Genomic DNA, 24,982 nt, shown 5'->3' with positions numbered 1-24,982 from the left:
TTCTGTTTAGGTACTGTATTCGGAGAGAAGCTTACTCGATGCCCTTCTCGGCGGCATACTCCTCGATCAGCTCCCGCTCCAGGAAAGGCGTTTTGATGCCCTCCCGGTCCCGGTAAGCCTCGTGCCCCTTGCCGATGACCGCGATCATGTCGCCGTCCTGAGCGTTGTCGATGGCGTAGTGCAAAGCATCCAGACGGTCGGGGATCTCCACGTACTTGGCGTCGGGATTGCCCTTGTTCATGCCCACCTTGATGTCGGCGATGATGTCCTCCACCTTTTCAAAGCGGTTGTTGTCCTCGGTCAGGATGCAGAAGTCGGCCAGCTTGGCACAGACCTCACCCATGCCGTAGCGGCGCAGCTTGCTGCGGTTGCCGCCGCAGCCAAAGACCACCACCAGACGGGTGGGCTTGTAGGCCCGCAGGGTTTCCATCAGGCTCTCGGTTGCTGCCTCGTTGTGGGCGTAGTCCAGGAGGATGGTGAACCGGTGACTCACCGGCACCAGCTCCACCCGGCCCTTGACCACGGCGGTGGAAAGGCCCTGATGGATGGCCTCGTCGGGCAAACCCAGCTCTTTTGCCACTGCAATGGTGGCCAGAGCATTGTAGATGCTGAACAGTCCCGGCATGTTGACCTGAACGTCCATCTCCTCCCGGCCGGAAACATGGAAGGCTACGCCCAGCATATTCTTGGTACGCAGCAGTTTGTACTCATGCCCGGCACGGAAGTCGGCATCGGCAGCGTCGATGCCGTAGGTGGTCACCCGGCAGGTGTGGCCCTCCAGCAGGGGAGCGGTGTTCTCGTCGTCGGCATTGACCACGCCGATCTCGCACCGGCGGAAGAGATGACCCTTCCAGGAGCGGTACTCCTCAAAGCTCTGGTGCTCGCCGGGACCGATGTGGTCGGGATACAGGTTGGTGAACACGCCGATCTTGTAGCGAACCCCTGCTACGCGGTCCATCATGATGCCCTGGCTGGAAACCTCCATGACGCAGCTGTCACACCCGGCATCGGCCAGCTGGCGCAGAATGCGCTGCAGGTCGTAGCTTTCGGGGGTGGTGTTGTTCAGGTCGTAGTGATGGTTGGGGTAGTAGACGCCGTTGGTGCCGATCATGCCCACCCGGTGGCCGGCGGCTTCCAGCACTGCCTTGATCATGTGGGTGGTAGTGGTCTTGCCCTTGGTGCCGGTCACGCCGATCATGGTCATCTCCCCGGCGGGGTGGCCGAAGTAGGCGGCTGCCAGCATGGCCATGGCATAGCGAGTGTTGTCGGTTTTCAGGATGGTCACCTGGGGCATGGCGGCCACCACCTCGGCGGGCAGATCGTGCTGGATGACCAGGGTGGCAGCGCCCTTGGCCACCACGTCGGCCGCAAACTCATGGCTGTCCCGCTGGGTGCCCACGATGCAGACAAAGAGGCCGCCCGGCGTCATCTTGCGGGAGTCGTAATAAATGTCGGATACCTCAGTGTTCAGACTGCCCTGCACCAGGGTATAGGAGATATCCTTGACCAGATGTTTCAAAAGCATGACTCTTACCTCACCGTTTTACAAAATATTCGTCATACCAGACAAGGAAAATAAAGACACACCAGATCTGCCGCCAGTTGTCCCGCTTGCCCGAGACATGCTGGTCCAGCATCCGGTTCAGTTCCTTCACATTGAAAAATTCCGCTGCGGCAGGCGCGTTGAATGCCTCCCGGACGATACCGGCGTATTGTTCGTCCCGCAGCCAGGCGCGCACCGGAACAGGGAAGCCCAGCTTCTTCTTGTCGGCGGTGCGGGCGGGAATGGTCTTTTCCGCCGCGCCGCGCATGGCAATCTTGGTCTGGGCGGCGTTGACCTTGCACTCGGTGGGAATGCGCCGGGCCAGCTCAAACACTTTTTTGTCCAGGAAGGGCACCCGCAGCTCCAGACTGTTGGCCATGCTCATCTTGTCGGCCTTGAGCAGAATATCGCCCACCATCCACAGGTTCAGGTCGCAGAACTCCATCCGGGTCACGGCGTCCTGACCTTTGGTCTTGTCAAACAGCTTGCGGGACAGGTCGGTGGGTTTGACAGTGCCGCGGTAGTCTTTGAGCAGATGCTTTTTGCGGCGCTCATCCATCAGGTTGGTGTTGCCGATATAGCGCTCCTCCAGCGGGCGGGAACGGCGCACCAGGAAGTTGACGCCGTGCACCGGGGGCAGGCATTCCGCCACCGAGCCCACAGCCCGCCGCAGCCACAGGGGCAGGCGGTCGTACCAGCTGACGGTGAAGGGCTCTTTATAAATGTTGTAGCCGCCGAAAAATTCGTCGGCACCCTCGCCGGACAGACAGACCTTGACCTGCCTGGAGGCCTCCCGGTTGACGAAGTAGAGCGCCACCGAGGCCGCGTCGGCCAGGGGCTCATCCATGTGATACTGGATCTTGCCCAGATTGACCCAGTATTCCTCCGGGGTGATGCGGTAGGCAAAGTTCTTGACGCCGATGTGCTGGGAGAACTCCCGGGCGTAGTCGGTCTCGTCGTACTGTTTGTCAGCAAAGCCCACGGTAAAGGTTTTGTCCACATTGGCCAGGGCCGCCATATAGCTGGAGTCCACGCCGGAGGAAAGGAAGCTGCCTACCTCCACGTCGGCGATCTTGTGGGCGGAGACGCTCTCCTTCATGGCGTCGCTGATCTCATCCTCCCACTGCTCCAGGGTGAGGGAGTGGTCGGGGGTAAAGGAAGGCTCCCAGTACCGCTGCACCGTCACGGTGCCGTCCTTCCATTCCAGCCAGTGGGCGGGCAGCAGTTTTTTCACGCCCTTGAAGAAGGTGTCCTCTCCCGGGGAATACTGATAGGAGAGGTAGAGTTCCAGCTGATCCCGGTTCAGTTCCTTCTGGAACTCGGGATGGGCCAGAAAGCTCTTGATCTCGGAACCGAACATCAGGGTGCCGGTCTCGGGGTTCTGGTAGTAGTACAGCGGCTTGATGCCGAAGTGGTCACGGGCCAGCAGCAGCGTCTTTGCCCGGGAATCCCACAGGGCAAAGGTGAACATGCCCCGCAGCCGGTCCAGCAGTTCCTTGCCCCATTCCTCATAGCCATGCAGCAGCACCTCGGTGTCGCTGCGGGTGGCAAAGGTGTGCCCGGCGGCCAGCAGCTGCTCCCGCAACTCCTGGAAGTTATAGACCTCGCCGTTGAAGACCACCACCAGGGAGCCGTCCTCGTTGAACATAGGCTGCTTGCCGCCCTCCAGGTCGATGATGGACAGGCGGCGGTGACCCAGGGCGACCTGCCCGTCCACAAAGCGGCCTTCACCGTCGGGACCGCGGTGAACGATGCGGTCCATCATGGCCTGCAAAATTTCATCCATATCGGCGCGTGCGCCGACAAATCCTACGATTCCACACATATTGCGATTCCTCTATCCTTATGCGTTCAATATCGCTATTATACACGCTTGCCTTGCGGTTGAAAAGCATTCCCGGTGTAAATTCTGCCTTTTTGGGCGGCGGCAAATGTGATATTTTTACATTCCGAAGGCCGGAAACCGACGCTAAGGCGACTCTCTGCCCTTTGTGCCAAGCCTGCCTGTCAGAATTGACACGCAGAGCGATTGGAAGTAAAATATCCCATATACTATAAGTATGTACAGGGATGCCGGGATTTGGCCGGCCGGAGGAGACTGCAAAATTTTGCCGCAGCCTTCCGCCGCAGTGCCGCGACCCGGCCTTTTGATGCCGGGACGGATGGCGGGCCCTGTTTTGCAAAAAGAGGTTTTTGGCTATGATGGACTTTTTACCGGTGCTTCTGGGCAGTGACGCCAACGTCTACGGCATGGCACGCAGCTTTTATCAGCAGTATGGGGTGACCAGCGTGGCGGTCTGCAAGGGCGCTCTGGTGGCCACGGCAAACAGCCGCCTGGTGAAGATCGCCGTTCTGGAGCCGCGTTTGGAAGAGGACGATGTCTTTGTCTCGACGCTTGTCTCCTTTGCCCGGCGCAATACCGGCCGTCAGCTGGTGCTGGTCTCCTGCGCGGACGGATACACCATCCTGATGGCCCGCCACCGGGAAGAACTGGCGGCATATTATCATTTTGCCTGTCCGGATCTGCAAACCGTGTTGGATCTTGACATAAAAGACAATTTTTACCGCGCCTGCGAGCGGCATGGACTTTCTTACCCCAAAACCGCCACCTGTAACGCGCAGAACTATAAAACCGTCCAGCTTCCCTTTGATTTTCCCTGCATCATCAAGGCGAGCAACTCGGCGGAATACTGGAACTGTTCCTTCCCCCACAAGAAGAAGGTCTTTCTGGCCCAGAACCGGGAGGAGTACGACGCCATTACGGCGGCCATCTACGGCAGCAGCTACCAGGACGACCTGATTTTGCAGGAATACATCCCCGGCGACGACAACTGCATGCGGGTGCTCAACGCCTACTGCGGCCTGGACCGCAAGGTGCACCTGATGGCCCTGGGCCGTCCGCTTCTGGAGGAGCAGACCCCCGAGGGCATCGGCAACTATGCAGCCATCCTGTCGGTGCACGACGGGGAACTGCTGGCCCGGATGCGCGCCTTTCTGGAGGACGTGGGCTGGGTAGGCTTTGCCAACTTCGACATGAAGTACGACGCCCGCACCGGGGAATATAAACTGTTCGAGATGAACCCCCGCCAGGGGCGTTCCAGCTACTTTGTCACGGCCAGCGGCTACAATCTGGCCAAGTGGCTGGTGGAGGACGTTCTTTTGCACAAGGACCTGGGCTACACCGAGGCCGACACCGAAAGCCTGTGGATGATCGCCCCCTACGGCGTCATCCGCAAGTATCTCAAGGACCCGGAACTGCTGGCCGAGGCCGCCCGCCTGAAAAAGGAGGGCAAGTGCGCTCGCCAGCTGTTCTGCAAGGAGGATTTCAACCTCAAGCGGTATCTGTGGTATCTGCGCAGCCAGGCCAACTACTACCGCAAGACGGCGCGCTACTACGGCAACAAGAGCCTGCGCGACTGAGTTTTTGTTTATCAGATAGGGGAGGGAACTGCTATGTGCGGTATCACGGGATTTGCCCGGGCACATCAGGACGCCGAGGAGGCGCGGCGCATCGTCAAGGCCATGGCCGACCTGATCGTCTACCGCGGCCCGGACGGCGAGGGCTACTATGTGGATGACCAGGTGGCGTTGGGCCACCGCCGTCTGTCCATCATCGACCTGGAGGGCGGCAAACAGCCCATGTTCAACGAGGACGGCTCAATGGTCGTCATCTTCAACGGTGAGATCTACAACTTCCAGCAGCTGCGGGAGGAACTGGTGGCGGCGGGGCATACCTTCGCCACCCGCAGCGACACCGAGGTGCTGCTCCACGGCTATGAGCAGTGGGGCGACGGCCTGCCCGCCCGCCTGCGGGGCATGTTCACCTTTGTGCTGTGGGACAAAAAGACCCGGACCATGTTCGGCGCCCGGGACATCTTCGGCATCAAGCCCTTCTACTATTATAATGAGGACGGCCTGCTGCTCTTCGGTTCCGAGATCAAGAGCTTTCTGGCCCATCCCGATTTCAAGAAGGAGCTCAACGAGGAGCGCCTGCCCGAGTACCTGAGCATCGAGTATATCCCCAACGAGGAGACGATGTTCAAAAACGTCTACAAGCTGCCGGGGGCCCACATGTTCACCTGGAAGGATGGCCGCATGGACATCCGCCGCTACTATGACATCCGCTACCACATTGACGAGAACCCGTCGCTGGAAGAGTGGGAAAAGCGAATCACCGACACCTTTGCCGAGAGCGTGGCCGCCCATCAGATCGCCGACGTGGAGGTGGGCTGCTTCCTGTCCTCCGGCGTGGATTCCAGCTTTGTGGTCAACGAGGTGGCCAAGGGCACGCCCCACGTCAAGAGTTTCTCGGTGGGCTACGAGGAGGAGAAGTACTCCGAGCTGCCCTATGCCCAGGAGTTTTCCAGGGAGATCGGGGTGCCCAACCTTTCCAACAAGGTCAGCGCCGACCAATTCTTTGAGGCCAACCGGGTGATCCAGTGGTATCTGGATGAGCCCATGCCCAACCCGGCGGAGGTGCCCCTCTACTTCCTGGCGGGCAATGCCCGCAAGTATGTCAAGGTGGTGCTGTCCGGCGAGGGCGCCGACGAGCTGTTCGGCGGCTATCCCATGTACTGCCAGGCCGTCCACTTCATGGACTATGAGAAGAAGGTCCCCAAACCCATCCGCAAGGCGGCGGGGGCGGTGGCCTCCCATATGCCCGAGTTCAAGGGCAAGCATTTTCTGGTGCGGGGGGCAAAGCAGCCCTGGGAGCGGTATATGCGGGCCAACTATGTTTTTGCCTCCCCGGCGGACCGGGACCAGTACCTCAAGAAGGATTATCACAGCAAGCGTCCGGAGGAATACTTCAAGCCCTATTTCGACAAGGTGGCCGGTCTGGATGAGCCCACCCAGCTGCAATGGGTGGATATGCACACCTGGATGCTCTACGACATTCTGCTCAAGGCCGACCGCATGAGCATGGCCAACAGCCTGGAGCTGCGGGTGCCCTTCCTGGACCGTGAGGTGCTGGAACTGGCACTCAGCATTCCCCAGAAATACCGCAGCGGCAAGGAAGAAACCAAGATCGCCCTGCGCGGCGCAGCTCTCAAACAGCTGCCCGACAGTGTGGCCAAGCGCAAGAAGCTGGGCTTCCCGGTACCCCTCAACGACTGGCTGCGCCAGGACAAGTACGCCGCCATGGTGCGGGAAAAGTTCACCGGCCCGGTGGCGGAAAAGTTCTTTGACACCGCCGCCCTCTGCCGCCTGCTGGACGACCATGTGGCGGGCCGTGCCAAGAACATGACCAAGATTTGGAGCTTCTACTCCTTCATCCTCTGGTATGAGCTGTATTTTGTGCAGACCACCCCGCCCGCCGAGGTCTATGCACACTGAACCCTTCGCTTTACGCAACGCAAAAGGAGAGATCTCTCATGAAAATCGCAGTCACCTATGAAAACGGTAACATCTTCGGCCACTTCGGCCACACGCAGCAGTTCAAGCTGTATGATGTGCAGAACGGCAAAGTCATCGCATCTCAGGTCGTGGACACCATGGGCAGCGGCCACGGCGCCCTGGCAGGCTTTCTGGCAGCCCACGGCGTGGACACTCTGATCTGCGGCGGCATCGGCGGCGGCGCCCAGATGGCGCTGGCCAATGCGGGTATCCGCCTGTACGGCGGCGTGGCAGGCAGCGCGGACGATGCTGTGCAGGCCCTGCTGGACGGCCGTCTTGCCTTTGATCCTGACGTTCACTGCGACCATCACGACCACCACGGCGAGGGCCACTCCTGCGGCGGCCATGAGGGCGGCTGCCATAGCCATGGGAGCTGCCATGGCCACGACGGCAGCTGCGGCTGATTGCTGCCTTTGCCCGCCAGGTTACAAGTAAAACCCGGCAACCGCCCCCATGCACCGGACTTCCGGTCCGCATGGGGGCGGTTCTTTTTGCCTGGGACACACCGGATGCGGCACAAAACCAGGAAAATTCAAATATGACAAAAGGCCCGGACCACTCCGTCAGGAAATGGCCCGGGCCTTGTTGTTTTGTCAGACCGGCAGGGAAGGAAACAGATTACTGCCCGCCGGAAGATGCCGTGCTGTCCGACGAGGCGGCAGAGGAGGAACTGCCGGAGGTACTGTCCACCTGTGCGGTGTCATCCCGCTCCCCGGCGATCCACACGTCAATGATGACCGACGGGTCCACCGGCATACCTGCTTCAATGCGGACACCGTTCTCCCCGGTGCACATGACCACGCAGCCGGCGGCAAATTCGGTGTTGTTTTCCACGATGCGGATGGTGTATTGGGCGATCCCGGCTTCATCCAGTTTCTCCTCCGCCTTTTTCTGCGGAAAGTTGGTGATTTCCGGCATGATGGGATACCCCTTGCTCACCACCACGTCGATGGTGGGGTCGCTGCCTTCCTCCACGGGGGTGCCGGCCTCCTGCTCCTGAGAGAGGATGATCCCCGCCTCATAGTCCGCCGAGTATTCCTCGGTGGGCACGATGCGGAAGGAGGCGTACAGGTCGGAATCCTCCACATCCTCCAGCTTTTGCCCCACCAGATTGGGGTAGGTCAGGGCCTCCGGCGTGGCGGTGGGGGCAGGGGAGGATACAGTGGTCTGGGAGGAGGGGGTATCTGTGTTGGAACTGTTGGAACTCCCGAAGGGATGCAGCAGACTCCACAGCAGCAGGACCGCCAGCACAAAGATGACCACCAGAGCCGCGCCCAGAATTTTTTTGGTGGATACCTGATTCTCGCCGGTCTCGAACATGGCGTTGGCTACATTGGGGTTGGCCAGAGCGCTCATCAGCTCGGGGACAGTCTGCATCCGCTTGGCGGGGTCCAGACGCATGGCGCAGGAGATCACCTGGGAAAAATAGGTGGGCACCGAGGCTTCCAGGCTGTGGGCGGATTCCATGCTGTCCCGCACCCGGCGCTGGGGAGCGGAGACAGGAGTCTGCCCGGTGACCAGCCGGTAGGTCACGGCGGCCAGGGCATACACGTCGGTGTACCGGCCGGAGAACTCTGCCGCCGAATACTGTTCCGGCGCGGCGTAGCCTGCATAAAGCTGGCTTTTCAGCTCGCTGCCGCCGGTGCGCAGGGCCAGGGTGCCGTAGCCGGTGAGCATGGCGGTGCCGTCGATGGGCAAAAGGATGTTGTCCGGGCAGATGCCGCGATGGATGAGCCCCGACTTGTGCAGCAGGGCCACCCCCTCCATGACGGGCTGCAGCAGGGTGCGTGCCTCGGCGGGGGTGAGGGGCCGGGACTTGAGGGAGAGATAATGGGTGAGCGTCATGCCTTTTTCGCTCTCCTCCACGCCGTAGACGGTGTTGTTCTCCTCAATGACATCGAGAATGCGGGAGAGGCCGGTGGCCGGGGTCAGCCGGTGCAGGTCGTCGTACAGGTCCTTGAAGTCCATCCGGCTGGTCTTGAACAGCACCTCACGCCCGGCCTTGGGCATAAGGGCGCCCTCGGGGCTGCGGCCGTTGCACAGGGTGACGGGAAAGTATTCCTTGATGCGCACAAAGCGGACCTGCTCATTGTCCACACCGCGATAGCACAGACCGTCGCCGTCGGCGCTCAGGTACTTGCCTACCGTGTATTTTCCGGCCAGCTGGGTGCCGAAGGGCAGGGCGCCCTCCGGGTTTTCGTTGTCCAGACTTTTGCCGCAGTGAGGGCACAGACCGTGGAAATCCGGGGCGATGGGTTCGAGACAATGGGGGCAGGGAACTTGATTGGACATTCTACCATTTCCTCTCTTGTGGATGGGAACCGGTTCCGGCAGGTACGGCCCGGATAGAGCCGCACACCTGAAAAAACAGCTGCGCTGCGTTGGACGGAGGACACCGCCCGCCCGGCAGGGAAGGCGTATGTACTTCGCGTTCAGATCTGACGCGGCGCAGCTGTTTTGTATGTGAAGGTTGCAGGAAAGCGGGAAAGCAGACTCAGCGGTCCAGCTCGTCCTCGTTCTCCAGGTTGTGCCAGGCGTTCTGGACATCGTCATCATCGTCCAGCGCGTTGAGCAACTTGGCCATGTTGGCCATCTGATCGGGGTCGGTCAGGGTGGAGGTGGTGGTGGGAACCATGGCCACATCGGCGGAGATGAAAGAGTAGCCCTTCTTCTGCAGAGCATCGCAGACAGCGCTGAAGTTGTCCGGATCGGTGGTGACCTCGGCAGCATCCTCGCTGGCGTCGAAGTCCTCGGCACCGGCATCCAGCGCGTCCATCATGGCCTCATCGGCGTCCTTGTCCTCCAGGTCGAGGACGATAACACCCTTCTGGTTGAAGAGGAAGCCCACGCAGCCCATGTTGCCCAGGTTGCCGCCGAACTTGTCGAAGTAGTGGCGCATGTTGGCAGCGGTACGGTTGCGGTTGTCGGTCAGGGTCTCGACCATGACTGCGATGCCGCCGGGGCCGTAGCCCTCGTAGGTGATGGCTTCGTACTCGGTGCGGTCGCCGCCCTCAGCGCGCTTGATGGTGCGCTGAATGTTGTCGTTCGGGACGTTGTTGGCCTTGGCCTTGCTGATGAGCGCGGCCAGCTTGCTGTTGGAAGCGGGGTCGCTGCCGCCCTCACGGACGGCGACGCTGATCTCGCGGCCGATTTTGGTGAAGATCTTGGCGCGGGCGCCGTCGGTCTTTTCCTTTTTGCGCTTGATGTTGTTCCATTTGCTGTGTCCGGACATGGATGATCCCCCTAAATTAGTCGATGATCGGACCGAAAAAACGGCCCGTGCGTTCTATCGCCCCGGCGCGCGGATGCACAGCCAGAGGGCAAGACCCGTGCACAGGGAAGCCCCGGCGCACAGATCCACATATTACAATGGTATAGTATAGCACATCTGTGCGTCACTTTCAATTCTGATTGCAAAAGGTTTTTGCCGTCCGGAAATTATTTTGCAAAAAAATCAGATTTTTTGAGCCCTTCCCCTTGACAAATGCCGCCAAATTCGCTATTCTAATATAGCATCATCTGACAGACAGAAATGCATAGGGGCATAGCTCAGTTGGTAGAGCAGCGGTCTCCAAAACCGCGTGCCGAGGGTTCGAATCCTTCTACCCCTGCCAAACCGGACGGTTTCAGCCGTCCGGTTTTTCTTCTATCTGTCCGCAGTACTTCGCTGCCTTTGCGCAAAGGAGAGAACTTCCATGACTTATTTTATGACCCGGTATGATTCTCCCATCGGCGTGCTGAGCCTTGTCAGCGACGGGCAGGGCCTGGCCGGGCTTTGGATCGAGGGGCAGAAATATTTTGCGGCGACCCTCTCCCAACCGCCGGAACGCCGGGAGGATGCCCCCGGCCTGCCCGAGGCCCGCCTCTGGCTGGACCGCTACTTTGCAGGGGAGCGCCCGGGTCTGGAAGGCCTGAGCCTTCGCCCGGCGGGCAGTCCGTTCCGTCAGGCGGTGTGGGCCTGCCTGCAGGAGATTCCCTGCGGACAGGTCACCACCTATGGCCGCCTGGCTGTGCAGACGGCAGCCCGGCTGGGACGGAGCAGAATTTCAGCCCAGGCGGTGGGCGGGGCAGTGGGGCACAACCCCATCTCCATTATTGTCCCCTGCCACCGGGTGGTGGGGGCGGACGGCTTCCTCACCGGCTACGCGGGAGGCCTGGACAAAAAGGAATGGCTTCTCCGCCATGAGGGTGTGGATACCGGCCGTGACGCCCTGCTCTGCCGCCTTTCCCGCGAATGAATCCCCAAAAAGGAATACAAAAGAGGACACCGCCTCAAGGCGATGCCCTCTTTCTTTATATATAGTAATGAATCAGCAAAAAGCGGATGGGAAAGCCAGTGCTGCTGCCCGGCCATTTATTTCAGGATGCCGTTTGCCATATCCTGAAAGATGCCGGGGGTGGCCTTGAGCTTGGCAAAGGTGCCCCGCTGGACGATCTGTCCCTTGTCCATGACGATGATCTCGTCACAGTTCTGCAGGGTGGTCAGGCGGTGGGCGATGGAGATGACGGTGGTGCCGCACTCCTGCTTCATCCGCTCGATCTCGGCCTGGATGTGCTTTTCCGAGGTATTGTCCAGGGCGCTGGTGGCCTCGTCCAGAATCAGGATTCGGGGCTTTTTCAGAAAGATGCGGGCCAGGGCGATGCGCTGGCGCTGCCCGCCGGACAGGTTGGCGCCGCCCTCCGACAGCATAAAGTCGTAGCCGCCGGGCAGCTGTTCAATGTCCGCAGCAATGCGGGCCTTGCGGGCGGCTTCCCGGACCTCCTCGGCGGAGACCTGCCGCTTGATGCCGTAGCAGATGTTGTGGTAGACGGTGTCTGCAATGAGGAAGGGCGTCTGGGGGACCAGGGCCACGTTTTCGGCCAGCTCCTGCCGGGACAGCCCGTCCAGACAGGCCCCACCCAGCAGGACCTGCCCGGCAGCGGGCTCCAGCTTGTCAATGACCTTGATGAGGGTGGACTTGCCGCAGCCGCTGGGACCGGCAATGCCCAAAAACTCTCCCGCCGGGATCACCAGATCCAGCCCTTTCAGAATCTCCGCATCGGGCTTTTCCGGGTAGGCAAAATGGATGCCGGAAAGGCGGATCTCGTTGGAGGTGATGGGGGCGTGCAGGGCCTCCTCCGGCCGGTAGGAAAAGTCCGGGGGCAGGTCCAGAATGCGGAAGTAATCCACCGCCAGTACCGTGCACTCAGAGAACTCGTCCAGAATGCGGTGCAGCTCCCGCAGGGGGCCGGTAAGCTGAGTAAAGCAAAGGTAGGCGGTGAGCACGGTGCCGATGGTGATGATCCCCCCCGGGAGGCCAGCAGCACCGACACGCCGATGACCAGCACGCTGAACACCACCTCGTTGACGAACTTGAGACAGTCGTAAAAGGCCATGGCGGTGTGGTGGCGCATCTCTTTTTTGCGCAGGGCCTCGGCGCGGTCCTCAATGCGGGCGCCCTCGTCCCGGGCGCTGTCCAGGGCGCGGATGGTCTCGATACCGCCCAGCAGCTCCACCATGGTGCCGTCCATCTCGGCTTTGGTGTCCATCAGCTCCACGCGGATGCCTTTCTGGGTGCTGATCTGCCGGAAGACGATGAAGGTGCCCACCGGGATCACCAGCACCACCATCAGGGCCACCGGCACCGGCAGCTTGTAAAAGATGGTGACGATGGCGGCCACGCCGGTGGTGACGGCGGGGGCAAAGTCCATGAACATCAGCTTGATAAGCTTGACGGTGCCCTCCAGGCTGCGGTTGAGGCGGCCGTGAATGTTGCCGGTCATGTGGCTGCGGAAGTAGTTCAGCGGGGCCAGCAAAAGGGCGTCGGTGGCTTTGCGGCGGGCAATTTTTTCGGCCTGGGTGGCGGTGTCCTCCACGATAAGGCGGCGGATGACCTTGATGACCTCGTTGACCACATTGACCAGCAGAATTCCCAGCAGAATGGGCACCACCGAGGCAAAGGCGATGTTTTGCTGGGCCAGCACGTGGTCGGTGAGATAGCCGATAGCCAAAGGTGTGACCTGGCTCAGCCCCGCCGAGACTGCCAGAATGAGCAGGACGACAAAGAAGCCCAGCTTCTGCCGCTGGGGCAGCAGGGCAAAAATCTTTTTCCAGAGCTGTCTGGATTCCGATGTGCTATGCATAGGGCGGCCCTCCCCAGTGTGTCTGTGAAAATGGTATCACAACACAAGGTCGGCCGCAAGCAGCAGCACCAGCAGGGCCACGTTGCAGATGGTGAACCACAGGAAATAGGGCTTGCGCTGATCGGGGTACTCCCGGGCCACCTGCTTGTAGGAGATGAGGCTGGCCATGGAGGCGATGAGGGTGCCCAGGCCGCCCAGATTGCAGCCCACGATGAGGGCGTTCCAGTCGGAGGTGAAGCCGGACAGCAGCAGGGCGGCGGGCACGTTGCTGATGATCTGGCTGGCCAGCACCGAGACCGCCTCCACGTGGCCGGTGATGAGGGAGGCCAGCAGATCCCGGAAGGCCGGAATGTTGCCCATGTTGCCGATAAAGATGAAGAAGGCGATGAAGGTCCCCAGCAGGGAATAGTCCACCTGACGCAGGACCTGACGGTCGGCGATGAGCAGAACGACCAGGATGACGGCGGCGATCCAGACAGGGGAGACCAGCTTGAAGATGCCCAGCAGGCAGAGGGCCAGCCCGGCGGCGCAGCAGCCGAGATAGCGGGCACTGCCCAGCTGGGCAGGCACCGAGAGGGCGGGGATCTTCTGGGAGGGACAGACCAGGGCGATGACGGCCAGACAGATGCCGGACAGAGCCACGTAGGGCAGCATCAGCAGACAGAAGGCGCCGAAGCTCATGCCCGACTGGGTGTACAGGTAAAGGTTCTGGGGATTACCCATGGGGGTGAGCATGCTGCCCAGGTTGGCCGCCGCGGTCTGAAGCACAACCATGGGGATGAGCAGCCGTTCCTGCCCGGCCATGCGCAGCACCGTAATGCCGAAAGGCACAAAGGTGATGAGGGAAACGTCATTGGTGATGAGCATGCTGAAAAAGTAGGGCAGGAACACCAGCACCAGCAGAAGCTGACGGGAGGTGCCGGTGCGCCGGAGCAGGGCGTTGCCTAAGTAAAGGAAGACCCCGCCCTTCTGGAAGCCCTTGACCACGGCCATCAGACTGAACAGCAGGGTCAGGGTGTGCCAGTCGATGTAGGAAAGGTACCCGGCACTGGGGAGCACAAAAAAGGCGGACACCACAGCCAGCAGGGCCGCGATGGAAAGGACAGCTTCCTGCCGCATAAAGCTGAGGCAGCGCGTGACGATTTTTGACATGATATTCCGATCTCCCATCCGCAAAATGCAAAATCACAGATACCCGCGCCGAAAAAACGGCGCAAAAAAATCCTGAATGCGTAAACATTCAGGATTTTGGTGGGAGCTGGTGGATTCGAACCACCGAAGCATTACGCAGCAGATTTACAGTCTGTCCCCATTGGCCACTCGGGAAAGCTCCCATATTCTGTTTCACACTCGCTTGTGTCTCTCGCTGAGTGCTTGATTATTATAACAAAGGATTTTTGAAAATGCAAGCCCTTTTTTCAAAAAAATTCAATTTTTTTTGAGGAACGGTTTTCTGTACGGCATCCGGCCTAAAAAGAGACGATGCACTGTACTTGCTTCTCGACGGCTGATATAATGAATGAGGAATTTCTGCCGGACTGCAGGCCGGTGGGGGAGGGAAACGGCATGGATATCAACAAAATCCACTACTTTTTCCGGGCAGCGGAGCAGCAGAACTTTACCCGGGCGGCGGAACTCTGCCATATCGCGCAGACCACCATGAGCAAGTATATCTCGGTGCTGGAGGGGGAGCTGGGGTGCGAGCTGTTTGTCCGCACCGGCCGCACCGCCCGGCTGACGCCCCAGGGCCAGCGCTTTTACGACGGCATGAAGGTCATTATGAAACAATATAAGGATCTCTGCCGGGAGGTGGGCCGGGAGAACGCCCACGAGCTGCACATCGGCATGATCACCACCGACTACGAGGACTTTCCCATCCTGCGCACCTTTGAGCTGGCCAACCCGGAGATCGCCGCCTACTTTTCCTTCGGCGACGAGTCCCGTCTGCTGGCGGATTTGCGGCATCACCGCATCGACGCGGTGATCTGCCCCAACATCCTTACATTTAAGGAAAGCCGGGTGGAGGACATGACCCGGGTGGACCTTCTGCGCATTGAGGAGTCGCTGGTCTGCTCCCGGGAACTGCTGGACAAGTGCGGGTCGGTGGCCCAGGTGGTGGCGGGACAGCCCCTCATCACCAAGACCGCCGAGACCGAGTACCAGGAGTTCTGCCGGGAAAACCTCTGCCGCATCTATGGGGTACAGTTCCCCGATGTGCTGGTGGTTACCAGCTATGCCCAGCAGCTTCTCATGCTCAATCTGTCCCGGGGCTTTGCCATCATCCCCGCCAAGGCAAAGCATGAATATGAAAATTTGTGCTTTATCAAAACCGACGATTCACTGTCGGAAACAGTGCAGCTGCTTTATCATCCGTCTTTCGTGACGCCGGAGCTGCAGGCACTTCTGGATCACATCCATGAAAATAAGTGCTGAATCAACCAAAAAGTTTCGTTTGTCAACCGCCGCCGGATTTGTTAGCATACTATATGCATTATTTTTGACTGTTTGACAGAAGTATAAGGCGGTGGGGTTAAAATGCAGCGGGATCTGACCAAGGGCAATGTACTGCACAATCTGCTCTTGTTTTCCGTGCCGTATCTGTTTTCCTGTTTTTTGCAGACCTTCTATGGGTTAGCGGACCTGTTCATCACCGGACGCTTCAACGGCGCGGCGTCGATTTCGGCAGTGTCCATCGGCAGCCAGGTCACCCACATGCTCACGGTGATCGTGGTGGGCCTTACCATGGGGACCACCGTCATGATCAGCCGGGCGGTGGGGTCTCAGGACAAAAAGCTGGCGGCCCGCGCCATCGGCAGTACGGTCAATCTCTTTACCGCGTTTGCCGTGGTGAGTACGGTGGTACTGCTCTTTGCGGTGGACGGCATCATCTCGGTTCTGTCCACCCCTGCCGAAGCCGTCAGCCAGACCCGCAGTTATCTGCTGATCTGTTTTCTGGGCTGCCCCTTTATCACGGCATACAATGTGATCAGCAGCATCTTCCGGGGACTGGGCGACTCCAAAAGCCCCATGTATTTTATTGCGGCGGCAGGTGTGGTCAACATCGTTCTCGACGTGATCTTCATCGGCCCCATGGCCATGGGAGCGGCGGGCGCAGCTCTTGGCACCGTGCTGTCCCAGGCGGTCAGCGTGCTGCTCTCGCTGGCCATGCTGCGCAAAAAGGGTCTGGGCATCCCGCTCTCCCGGGAGGACTTCCGCTTCCGCCCCAGAGTGCTGTCCGGGCTTGTCAAGGTAGGCCTGCCCATTGCGGTGCAGGACGGCTTCATTCAGATTTCCTTCATTGTCATCACCGTCATTGCCAACCGCCGGGGACTGGTCACAGCCACCGGTGTGGGCATTGTGGAAAAGGTCATCAGCTTTCTGTTTCTGGTCCCGTCGGCCATGCTGTCGTCGGTTTCGGCCCTCACTGCACAGAATATCGGCGCCAACCGCCACGATCAGGGCCTCAAGGTGCTGCGCTACGGCATGACCATCTGTGTGGGCTTCGGCCTTGCGGCGGTGACTGTTTGCCAGATCTGGCCCGAGCAGATCGTCGCCCTCTTTGCCAACGGCGATGCCGAGGTCATCCGCATGGGGGCCCAGTATCTGCGCACCTATGTGACCGATTGCGTTTTTGCAGGGGTCAACTTCTGCTTCTGCGGCTACTTCTGCGCCTACAGCCGGTCCTTTGTCACCTTCCTGTGGAACTTTACGGCCACGCTGTTCATCCGCATTCCCGGTGCCTATCTGGCGTCGGTCTGCTTCCCGGATTCCCTGTATGCCATGGGCCTGGCCTCCCCGGCGGGGTCGCTGTTTGCCTCCATTGTGGGCGGGATTCTGTTTGTCCGCATGCTGCATCGGCGCAGCCGGGAAACCACCCTGTCCGGTGTGTAAAACAGGGAAGAGGGGATTGCTGTGCCGCCCGGGCTATGATATACTATATAAAGTATGAGGATGCTTTGCTTAAAACAGCATCTTCGGGACAGCCCCGCAGCCGGAGCTGTCTTATTTGTACAAATTTTTTTGAAAATTTTGTTGACAAGCACCCCATGCTTGTGTATACTAGATAAGCAACCTTTGAGGTGTACTATGCGATTTCATCTGCAAAAGTTCCTGGAAACAGGGAAAACTCCTTACACAGCGACGTTTTCCTTCGACTTCTCCCAGGCGGATTTTCCCGGCTATCAGGTGAACGAACCTGTCGCCGGCACTTTTTCGGCCGAGCTCATCCCGGAAGGGGTGCACATCACCTTGCAGGCCGTGGCAAAAGCAGATGCCGAATGCGCCCGTTGCCTTGCGCCGGTGCACGAAACTTACACCATCGCTCAGGAGTACATCGTTCGCCCCCGGGATCTCTCCGATGAGGATTTTGAGCTCCCTCTGGACGAAAAGGGATTGCTGGACGTAGAGGAACTGGTGTATCAGGAAGTGATCTTTGCAGTTCCGCGGGTGCTGCTGTGCAGTCCCGATTGTCTTGGCCTATGCCCCATCTGTGGTAAAAGGAAGGCGGCAGGATGTACCTGCCAACCGGCAGACGAAGCTGCCCCTGCAGATGCCCGGCTTAGCATATTAAAACAACTGCTTAGTTGAATTTCACCAAGGAGGTGCTTAGAAATGGCAGTACCCAAGAGAAAACAATCCCAAGCCCGTCGCGACAAGCGTCGTTCCAATGTTTGGAAGCTGGAGGCTCCTACGCTGGTGAAATGTCCTCAGTGTGGCGAACTGAAAGTGCCCCATCAGGTGTGTGGCAAATGCGGCTACTACAAGGGCCAGGAAGTCGTCAAGGTCAACAAGGAGGCGTAACAGCCTCTTGCAAGGGGAGGGGCAATGCCCTCCCCTTTTTCTTTGCCCATTTGGCATTTGTTCAAAGTTTGCGGTGACAAGGAGGTCTGGCTATGGCTTTGCGGGTGCAGAGCGTGGACGAAGGTTCGCCCGCGCAGGCGCTGGGCATCACGCCCGGATGTGTTCTGCTTTCGGCGGACGGCAATGAGCTTGCGGATATGCTCGACTACCAATATTATACCGTGGCTTCGCAGTTTCGCCTTGCCCTTTGCAGGGGCGGCAAGCTGGAATACCTCGATGTCAAAAAAGAGGAGTACGAGCCTCTGGGCTGCAGCTTCAAGACCTATCTGGGGGACGAAAAGCACAGCTGCGACAACCACTGCATGTTCTGCTTCATCGACCAGCTGCCTCCCGGCATGCGGGAAAGCCTCTATTTCAAGGATGACGACGAGCGGCTGTCCTTCCTGTTCGGCAACTATATCACCATGACCAACCTGTCCGAGCGGGAAGTGGACCGCATCATCAAGATGCACATCAGCCCCATCTTCATCTCGGTGCACACGACGAACCCTCAGCTGCGGGTGCGCATGATGGCCAACAAGCGGGCGGCGGAGACCCTCGGCTATCTCGACCGCTTTGCCAAGGGCGGCATTGAGATGAACTGCCAGCTGGTGCTCTGCCGGGGCATCAACGACGGCGACGAGCTGCGCCGCACTCTGGATGACCTGCTGGCTTTGCGCCCCCAGGTGGGCAGCATCGCGGCAGTCCCGGCGGGGGTGACCTCCTACCGGGAGGGCCTTTACCACCTGACGCCCTACGACACCGAGACGGCGGGCGAGACGCTGGACATTCTGGAAGAGTACAGCAAAAAGTGCCGCGCCCAGTACGGCCGCAGCATTGTCTACCCCAGCGACGAGTGGTATCTCACGGCAGGCCGTCCGCTGCCCCAGGGGGAGTTCTACGATGAATATGCCCAGCTGGAGGACGGCGTGGGTATGTGGCGGCTCTACCACGATACTTTCCTGGAGGAACTGTCCCAGCGCCGGGGCTTTGTCTGGCCCCACAAGATGGACGTGGTGACCGGCACGCTGGCTGCCCCGCTCATCTGCCAGATGACGGACACCTTGCACGGCCAGTATCCCCAGGTACAGGTGAATGTTCATGCCATCCGAAACGACTATTTCGGCGGCAATGTGAGCGTGGCGGGGCTGGTCACCGGCACCGACATCATCCGCCAGTGCAAGGGCAAGCTGAAAAGCCGCCTGCTGGGTGTGCCGGAGGTCATGCTCCGGGACGAGGGCGACCGCTTTCTCGATGACATCACCGTGACGCAGCTGGGCAAGGAGCTGAGCTGCCGTGTCACGATTCTGCCCGTGGACGGCGCAGGCAGCTGCCGCGCCATGCTGGGCGAACGAAAGAAAAAAGGAGGGGAGTGACCTTATGCCCAAACCTATTGTGGCCATTGTGGGCCGGCCCAACGTGGGCAAGTCCACCATCTTCAACAAGCTGACCGGTCAGCGGCTGGCCATTGTGGAGGATACCCCCGGCGTTACCCGGGACCGCATCTTCTGCGACTGCGAGTGGAACGGCCACCAGTTCTTGCTGGTGGACACCGGCGGCATCGAGCCTAATATCGACGACGGCCTGCTGATGCATATGCGCCGTCAGGCACAGATCGCCATCGACTCGGCGGACTGCGTGGTCATGGTCACCGAACTGACCGCAGGCGTAACGCCCCAGGACATCGACATTGCGGGCATGCTCATGCGCAGCGGCAAGCCGGTGGTGCTGGCGGTCAACAAGTGCGACTCGGTGGGCGAGCCGCCGCTGGAACTGTACGATTTCTACTCTCTCGGCATCGGGGAGATCATCCCCGTGTCCGGTGTGCACGGCCACGGCACCGGCGACCTGCTGGACGCCGTGCTGGCCCATCTGGATTTTTCCAACGAGGAACCGGAAGACGCCGACCGCATCCCGGTGGCAGTCATCGGCCGGCCCAACGTGGGCAAGTCCAGCCTGGTCAACCGCATTCTGGGCGAGGACCGCATGATCGTCGCCAATGAGGCGGGCACCACCCGGGACGCCATCGACACCGCGGTGGACAACAAGTACGGCAAGTTCATCTTTACCGACACCGCCGGCCTGCGCAAAAAGGGCAAGGTGGAAAACGGCATCGAGCGGTACAGCGTTCTGCGCAGCCTGGCCGCTGTGGAGCGCAGCCGCGTCTGCGTCATTATGATCGACGCCACCGAGGGCTTCACCGAGCAGGATTCCAAGGTGGCGGGCTATGCCCATGAACAGGGCAAGGCCTGCGTCATTGCGGTGAACAAGTGGGACATCGTGGACAAGGACACCTACACCATGGACACCATGCGCAAGCAGCTGGCGGAGGACTTCAGCTTCATGTCCTACGCGCCCATCGTCTTTATCAGTGCCAAGACGGGCCAGCGGCTGGACAAGCTGTTCGAGACCATCCGCTTTGTGGACGAGCAGAACGGCACCCGCATTCCCACCGGCGCCCTCAATGAGATGCTGGCCCGGGCCACTGCCAGGGTCCAGCCGCCTTCGGACAAGGGCAAGCGCCTGAAACTGTTCTATATCACCCAGAGTTCCACCCGTCCGCCGACGTTTGTCTCGTTCGTCAACCAGAAGGCGCTGTTCCATTTCTCGTATCAGCGCTATATCGAGAATCAGATCCGGGAAACCTTCGGACTGACCGGTACGCCCATCCGTATGCTCGTGCGGGAGCATGGCGACGGAACCACTCGCTGACATCCTGAGGGAGGAGTCATCATGGTATTGAAGTTGATTGCGGCCTGTGTGCTCGCTGCGCTGGAAGGCTATCTTCTGGGCAGCATCGTGTTTGGAATCCTGATCTCCAAGCTGTTCTGCCACGACGATGTGCGGACTCACGGCAGCGGCAGCGCAGGCATGACCAATATGCTGCGCACTTACGGCGCGGCAGCGGGCGCAGCCACAGCCATCGGCGATGTGGCAAAAGGCGCGGTGGCGGTTTTTATCGGGGAATGGCTGTTCGGCATGCTGGTACCTCAGTTTGAGCCTGCCTGCGGCGCCTATCTGGCCGCCATTTTTGCAGCCATCGGCCACATGAAGCCCGCCTGGTTCGGCTTCCACGGCGGCAAGGGCGTGCTGGTGTGCGGCGGCGCCATCCTTGCGCTGCAGCCGCTGGTATTTCTGGCTCTGGTCGTCATCTTTCTCATCGAGTTTGCCATTACCCGGATTGTCTCGCTGGGCAGCATCATCATTGCGGCGCTGTATCCCATCCTGACGCTGTGCTACTGGGCCTGGAACGGTGCCGAGCCCGCCACGCTTGTATTTATCGGCATCTGCAGCGTTATCATGGCGGCTATGGTCATCTACATGCACCGCTCCAACATCCAGCGTCTGCGGGAGGGCACCGAGTACCGCTTCGGCGAGAAAAAGAAGTGACCCTGCCCGGTGAACCTCTGGTAAAGCCGAATCATAAGCTTCTCATGAAAAAAGATCCCGCCGCGGGGTGGCACAGCCATCTCACGGCGGGATCTTTTTTGGATAAGGAACGATCACTCTTCCGGCAGCAGCTCGGCCAGAATGCTGTTTTCCACAACCAGCCCCTCCGGGGTCAGGCGGAGTACCTGCCCGTCGAACTGAGCGTATCCGGCGGCAGCGCAGTGACGGATAAAGGCCAGCTGTTTGTCGGTAAAATGCCCGCCGAACCGCTCCCGGTACAGCCGCAGGTCCAGCCCGTCCCGCAGCCGCAAACGCAGCATCAGATAATCCTCGGCATTGCAGACACCCTCGAACTCCTCGGCCAGCGTGCCCGCGATGAAGGCCTCCACCGCATGGGGCCCCGTCGGCCAGAAGCTCCTCCGGTTCTCCATGCAGCTGTGGGCGGCGGGGCCGATGCCCAGATAATCCTGGCAGTCCCAGTAGAGCAGGTTGTGCCGCCCGCGATGCTCGGGTCTGGCAAAGTTGCTGATCTCATACTGGGGATAGCCTTCTTCCGCCAGCCGCTGCACGGCGTGGAGGTAAAAGTCCGCCGCCGCATCGGCATCGGGCAGATCATCGGGCGGATTTTTGTAAAAAGCAGTGCCGGGCTCGATCTTGAGCAAGTAGGCCGAAATATGGGTGCAGCCCCCGTTTTTCAGCAGGGCCAGGGTGCGGTCGAATTCCTCCCGGGTGTAGCCGGGCAGGGCCAGCATGATGTCCCCGCAGATCTCCTCAAACCCGGCATCCGCGGCCCATTGCAGCGCCTGAGCAGCCCCGGCGGCAGTGTGCGTCCGGCCCAGACGGCGCAGCTGGGCGTCGTCGGCGCTCTGCACCCCAAAGCTGATGCGGGTCACCCCGGCGGCACGAAACCCCTGCAGCAACTCGGCGCTTACTACATCGGGGTTGGCCTCCAGGGTGATCTCCGCCCCGGGCAGGGGATCGGCAGCCTCAATGAGGGCGGCCGCCTGGGCAGGGGAGAGCAGTGCCGGGGTGCCCCCGCCGAAATACAGGGTGTCGGGGCGCCGGGGGCAGCGGCGGAGCTCCCGCTCAAGGGCGTCGCAGTAGCCTTGCGGCACACTGCGGCAGCCGGGCTTTGAAAAAAAGTCACAGTACCGGCATTTGGCCGGACAGTAGGGAATATGCAGATAAACGCCCAGCGGACGATGATTTTGTGGCATGAAAACGCTCCCATACAGGCAAAACAACAGAAAAAGCAAGGTCTATTCACAGTTATTTTACACATGAATTTCCTCAAAAGGTATATAATAAGGATACCCAAAATGAAAGGGGATTTCAACTATGGCTCCGAACTATGATTATCGGGATCAGAACCAATCCAACATGCAGGATGATCGCTACGAACAGACTTACCGCCAGTACCAGCAGTCCCAGGGCCGCTACGCCCAGGATACGGTCTACGCCCAGAGCCCGTTCCTCACGCTCAGCCAATATATGTCCAGGACCTTCGGCTGGATGTTTGCCGGCCTGATGGTCACCTTCGGCGTGGCGCTGGCCACCGTGCTGACGGGGGCATTTATTCCCCTGTACACCAGCGGCATTGTCTTTGTGCTGTCCATCGCCGAGCTCATTCTGGTGGCGGTCCTCTCCATGAACATCCAGAAGATCCGCCCCGGCACGGCAACGGCCATGTTCTTTGCCTATGCGGTGCTTACCGGCATCAACCTCAGCGTCTACTTTGTGGTGTACAATCTCTCCACACTGATTTTGGCCTTCCTGGTGGGCGCACTGTATTTCGGCATCATGGCCGTTTACGGCATGCGCACCCAGAAAGACCTGTCCGGCTGGGGCCCCATGCTCATGGGCGGACTCTTTGCCCTGCTCATCGTCTCGCTCTTCGGCATGCTGTTTGTCAATAACTTCGGTTTCTTTGACATTGTGCTGTGTGCCATCGGCCTGCTGGTCTTCATGGGCTTTACCGCTTACGACACCCAGAAGCTCCGCGCCATGTACAGCTATTTTGGCGGTGACGCCGCCATGCTGCACAAGAGCTCCATTATCGGCGCTCTGCAGCTGTATCTGGACTATATCAACATCTTCCTGTATGTGCTGCGCCTGCTGGGCCGCAGCCGCAACAACTGATTGGTTCTGCAAAAAAACAGACGGGCCGTGTCCGTACCCAACGCAAAGCTTTCGGAAAGAAAGCAACGACGGGGCAGGGCACGGCCTCTTTTTGTGCAATGTTGCCCCGACAGTAAGCCAATTTGACCGCCCGGCGGCGACATTTTGCAAAAACCTCTTGACGAAACGCCCGCCCTGTCCTAAAATAAATAACAGTCTATGGCGAAACACAATGACGGAGAGAGTAGGTACAGCAGCCCGGCCGCAAGAGAGGGGATTCACCGGCTGAAAGGTCCCCCGAAAGGCACTGCACTGAAGTTCGCTCCCGAGTGGTCCGTGCGAACGGCCCTGCAAGGGGCCCTGTAATGCGGGACGGCGCTGCACCGTTACAGGCAGGCACAAGCGCCGCTGCGTTCTTTTGGAATGCGGCGGAATACGGGTGGTACCGCGGAGTTGGATACAAGGCTTCGTCCCTATGCCGGAAACGGCGGCAGGGACGGAGCCTTTTTACTTGGCTCCGACGACAAGAATGAGGTGTACTATGGAAGAGAAAATCAATGCCCTGAAGCAGGAGCTGGAAGCGGAAGCAGGCCAGGTCCGCAGCAAGGAGGAACTCTCCGCCTTCTGGCAGAAGTATCTGGGCAAAAACGGCAGCATTCCCGCGCTGATGAAAGGTCTGCGCGATGTTCCCAAGGAGGACCGTCCCGCCGCCGGCAAAACCATCAATGAGTTTAAGGTCTGGGCTGAGGCCCGCTATCAGGAGCTGAACGCCGAGATCGAGCGCATCGAGCTGGAGGCCCGCAACAAGAGCGAGCAGGTGGACATCACCATGCCCGGCACCGTGCGGCCCATGGGCTCGCTGCATCCCATCACCCTGGTGAAAAACCAGATCATCGACGTTTTCTCCGGCATGGGCTTTGAAATCTATGAAGGCCCCGAGATCGAGGACGACGACCACAACTTTACCCGCCTGAACGTGCCCAAAAACCATCCGGCCCGCGACATGCAGGATACCTTCTATGTGGCGGAGGACATTGTCCTGCGCACCCAGACCAGCGGCGGCCAGATCCGTGTCATGGACCGGGAAAAGCCCCCCATCAAGGTGCTGGTCCCCGGCCGCGTCTTCCGTTCCGACTCGGATGCCACCCATTCTCCCATGTTCCATCAGATGGAGGGCCTGGTCGTGGACAAGGGCATTACCCTGTGTGACCTGCAGGGCATGCTGGACAAGTTTGTCCAGGCACTGTTCGGACCTGAGGTCAAGACCCGCCTGCGTCCGTCCTACTTCCCCTTCACCGAACCCAGCGTGGAAGTGGATGTCAGCTGCTTTGAGTGCGGCGGCAAGGGCTGCCCGCTGTGCAAGCACACCGGCTGGATCGAGGTCCTGGGCGCCGGCGTGGTGCACCACAGCGTGCTGGAAAACTGCGGCATTGACCCCAATGTTTACTCCGGCTTCGCCTTCGGCATCGGCATCGAGCGTATCGCCATGCTGAAATACGGCATCAACAACATTGGCCTGATGTTTGAGAACGACCTGCGTTTCCTCAAACAGTTCAATGACTGAGGAGGAGAGCA

The 24,982-nt window shown here is 59.8% G+C and carries 21 protein-coding genes and 2 tRNA genes; 14 read left to right on the top strand and 9 right to left on the bottom strand.

Annotated elements, in window-relative coordinates; translation table 11 throughout:
- Positions 1-31 precede the first annotated feature (31 nt).
- Together INF35_RS03245 and asnB (INF35_RS03240) are read right to left on the bottom strand one after the other, a co-directional pair.
- Complete coding sequence (locus INF35_RS03245) at positions 32-1,525, bottom strand: UDP-N-acetylmuramoyl-L-alanyl-D-glutamate--2,6-diaminopimelate ligase (protein ID WP_193500087.1); 1,494 nt, start codon at positions 1,523-1,525, stop codon at positions 32-34.
- Positions 1,526-1,535: 10 nt separating this feature from the next.
- On the bottom strand, positions 1,536-3,368 hold the full coding sequence (gene asnB, locus INF35_RS03240) for an asparagine synthase (glutamine-hydrolyzing) (RefSeq protein ID WP_193500086.1): 1,833 nt from the start codon (positions 3,366-3,368) through the stop codon (positions 1,536-1,538).
- Between the two features lie 374 nt (positions 3,369-3,742).
- Here asnB (INF35_RS03240) and INF35_RS03235 point away from each other — a divergent pair, with 374 nt between their 5' ends.
- From INF35_RS03235 to INF35_RS03225, 3 genes are read left to right on the top strand one after another with little or no spacing between them, the layout of a single operon-like run.
- Complete coding sequence (locus INF35_RS03235) at positions 3,743-4,963, top strand: carboxylate--amine ligase (RefSeq protein WP_193500085.1); 1,221 nt, start codon at positions 3,743-3,745, stop codon at positions 4,961-4,963.
- Between the two features lie 33 nt (positions 4,964-4,996).
- Positions 4,997-6,877 (top strand): asparagine synthase (glutamine-hydrolyzing), encoded by a 1,881-nt coding sequence (gene asnB, locus INF35_RS03230; RefSeq protein WP_193500084.1) that lies wholly within the window; start codon positions 4,997-4,999, stop codon positions 6,875-6,877.
- 38 nt (positions 6,878-6,915) lie between these two features.
- Positions 6,916-7,341 (top strand): NifB/NifX family molybdenum-iron cluster-binding protein, encoded by a 426-nt coding sequence (locus INF35_RS03225; protein ID WP_193500083.1) that lies wholly within the window; start codon positions 6,916-6,918, stop codon positions 7,339-7,341.
- A 214-nt stretch (positions 7,342-7,555) separates the two neighbouring features.
- On the opposite strand, the gene INF35_RS03220 is transcribed toward INF35_RS03225, so the two are convergent.
- Together INF35_RS03220 and INF35_RS03215 are read right to left on the bottom strand one after the other, a co-directional pair.
- The gene (locus INF35_RS03220; protein ID WP_193500082.1) at positions 7,556-9,229 is read right to left on the bottom strand and encodes a protein kinase domain-containing protein; all 1,674 of its coding nucleotides are present in this window, start codon (positions 9,227-9,229) and stop codon (positions 7,556-7,558) included.
- A gap of 202 nt (positions 9,230-9,431) precedes the next feature.
- Complete coding sequence (locus tag INF35_RS03215) at positions 9,432-10,169, bottom strand: YebC/PmpR family DNA-binding transcriptional regulator (RefSeq protein ID WP_193500081.1); 738 nt, start codon at positions 10,167-10,169, stop codon at positions 9,432-9,434.
- Between the two features lie 306 nt (positions 10,170-10,475).
- On the opposite strand from INF35_RS03215, the gene INF35_RS03210 reads away from it, so the two are divergent.
- Positions 10,476-10,551 (top strand) — tRNA-Trp (locus INF35_RS03210).
- Positions 10,552-10,632: 81 nt separating this feature from the next.
- A complete protein-coding gene (locus INF35_RS03205) occupies positions 10,633-11,175 on the top strand; it encodes a methylated-DNA--[protein]-cysteine S-methyltransferase (RefSeq protein ID WP_193500080.1) in 543 nt (180 codons plus the stop codon).
- Positions 11,176-11,291: 116 nt separating this feature from the next.
- On the opposite strand, the gene INF35_RS13755 is transcribed toward INF35_RS03205, so the two are convergent.
- The 4 genes from INF35_RS13755 to INF35_RS03190 all read right to left on the bottom strand — a co-directional run bounded on the left by INF35_RS13755 (position 11,292) and on the right by INF35_RS03190 (position 14,394).
- Positions 11,292-11,948, bottom strand: coding sequence for an ABC transporter ATP-binding protein (locus INF35_RS13755; RefSeq protein WP_328740455.1), 657 nt, complete (start codon positions 11,946-11,948; stop codon positions 11,292-11,294).
- Between the two features lie 14 nt (positions 11,949-11,962).
- Positions 11,963-13,060 carry an ABC transporter transmembrane domain-containing protein gene (locus INF35_RS13750; RefSeq protein ID WP_235983087.1) on the bottom strand — a complete coding sequence of 366 codons (1,098 nt, stop codon included), beginning with the start codon at positions 13,058-13,060 and terminating at the stop codon, positions 11,963-11,965.
- A gap of 36 nt (positions 13,061-13,096) precedes the next feature.
- Entirely contained in the window at positions 13,097-14,212 is a 1,116-nt protein-coding gene (locus tag INF35_RS03195; RefSeq protein ID WP_193500079.1) for an SLC13 family permease, read from the bottom strand.
- Between the two features lie 97 nt (positions 14,213-14,309).
- Positions 14,310-14,394: transfer RNA gene (locus tag INF35_RS03190), tRNA-Tyr, on the bottom strand.
- A 232-nt stretch (positions 14,395-14,626) separates the two neighbouring features.
- Here INF35_RS03190 and INF35_RS03185 point away from each other — a divergent pair.
- The 7 genes from INF35_RS03185 to plsY all read left to right on the top strand — a co-directional run bounded on the left by INF35_RS03185 (position 14,627) and on the right by plsY (position 21,289).
- Positions 14,627-15,493 (top strand): LysR family transcriptional regulator, encoded by an 867-nt coding sequence (locus INF35_RS03185; RefSeq protein WP_193500078.1) that lies wholly within the window; start codon positions 14,627-14,629, stop codon positions 15,491-15,493.
- A gap of 102 nt (positions 15,494-15,595) precedes the next feature.
- A complete protein-coding gene (locus tag INF35_RS03180; protein ID WP_193500077.1) occupies positions 15,596-16,951 on the top strand; it encodes an MATE family efflux transporter in 1,356 nt (451 codons plus the stop codon).
- 195 nt (positions 16,952-17,146) lie between these two features.
- Complete coding sequence (locus tag INF35_RS03175) at positions 17,147-17,647, top strand: YceD family protein (protein WP_193500076.1); 501 nt, start codon at positions 17,147-17,149, stop codon at positions 17,645-17,647.
- Between the two features lie 24 nt (positions 17,648-17,671).
- Positions 17,672-17,860, top strand: a complete 189-nt coding sequence (rpmF, locus tag INF35_RS03170; protein ID WP_193500075.1) for a 50S ribosomal protein L32 — start codon at positions 17,672-17,674, stop codon at positions 17,858-17,860.
- A gap of 92 nt (positions 17,861-17,952) precedes the next feature.
- Positions 17,953-19,275: a DUF512 domain-containing protein gene (locus INF35_RS03165; RefSeq protein WP_193500074.1), complete on the top strand. Its 1,323-nt coding sequence runs from the start codon at positions 17,953-17,955 to the stop codon at positions 19,273-19,275.
- A gap of 4 nt (positions 19,276-19,279) precedes the next feature.
- Positions 19,280-20,611 carry a ribosome biogenesis GTPase Der gene (gene der, locus INF35_RS03160; protein ID WP_193500073.1) on the top strand — a complete coding sequence of 444 codons (1,332 nt, stop codon included), beginning with the start codon at positions 19,280-19,282 and terminating at the stop codon, positions 20,609-20,611.
- A gap of 21 nt (positions 20,612-20,632) precedes the next feature.
- Complete coding sequence (plsY, locus tag INF35_RS03155) at positions 20,633-21,289, top strand: glycerol-3-phosphate 1-O-acyltransferase PlsY (protein WP_193500072.1); 657 nt, start codon at positions 20,633-20,635, stop codon at positions 21,287-21,289.
- A 113-nt stretch (positions 21,290-21,402) separates the two neighbouring features.
- Here plsY and hemW read toward each other — a convergent pair whose 3' ends face one another.
- Positions 21,403-22,506 (bottom strand): radical SAM family heme chaperone HemW, encoded by a 1,104-nt coding sequence (gene hemW, locus INF35_RS03150; protein ID WP_193500071.1) that lies wholly within the window; start codon positions 22,504-22,506, stop codon positions 21,403-21,405.
- A 121-nt stretch (positions 22,507-22,627) separates the two neighbouring features.
- Here hemW and INF35_RS03145 point away from each other — a divergent pair, with 121 nt between their 5' ends.
- A complete protein-coding gene (locus INF35_RS03145) occupies positions 22,628-23,428 on the top strand; it encodes a Bax inhibitor-1/YccA family protein (protein WP_235983086.1) in 801 nt (266 codons plus the stop codon).
- A gap of 520 nt (positions 23,429-23,948) precedes the next feature.
- Entirely contained in the window at positions 23,949-24,971 is a 1,023-nt protein-coding gene (locus INF35_RS03140) for a phenylalanine--tRNA ligase subunit alpha (RefSeq protein WP_193500070.1), read from the top strand.
- Positions 24,972-24,982 lie beyond the last annotated feature (11 nt).

The sequence above is a fragment of the Gemmiger gallinarum genome (genome assembly GCF_014982805.1).
In the GTDB taxonomy this organism is placed as follows: Bacteria; Bacillota; Clostridia; order Oscillospirales; family Ruminococcaceae; genus Gemmiger; species Gemmiger gallinarum.
The sequence above is the reverse complement of the archived record's forward strand: the minus strand, read 5'-3'. Positions and strand labels throughout refer to the sequence as shown.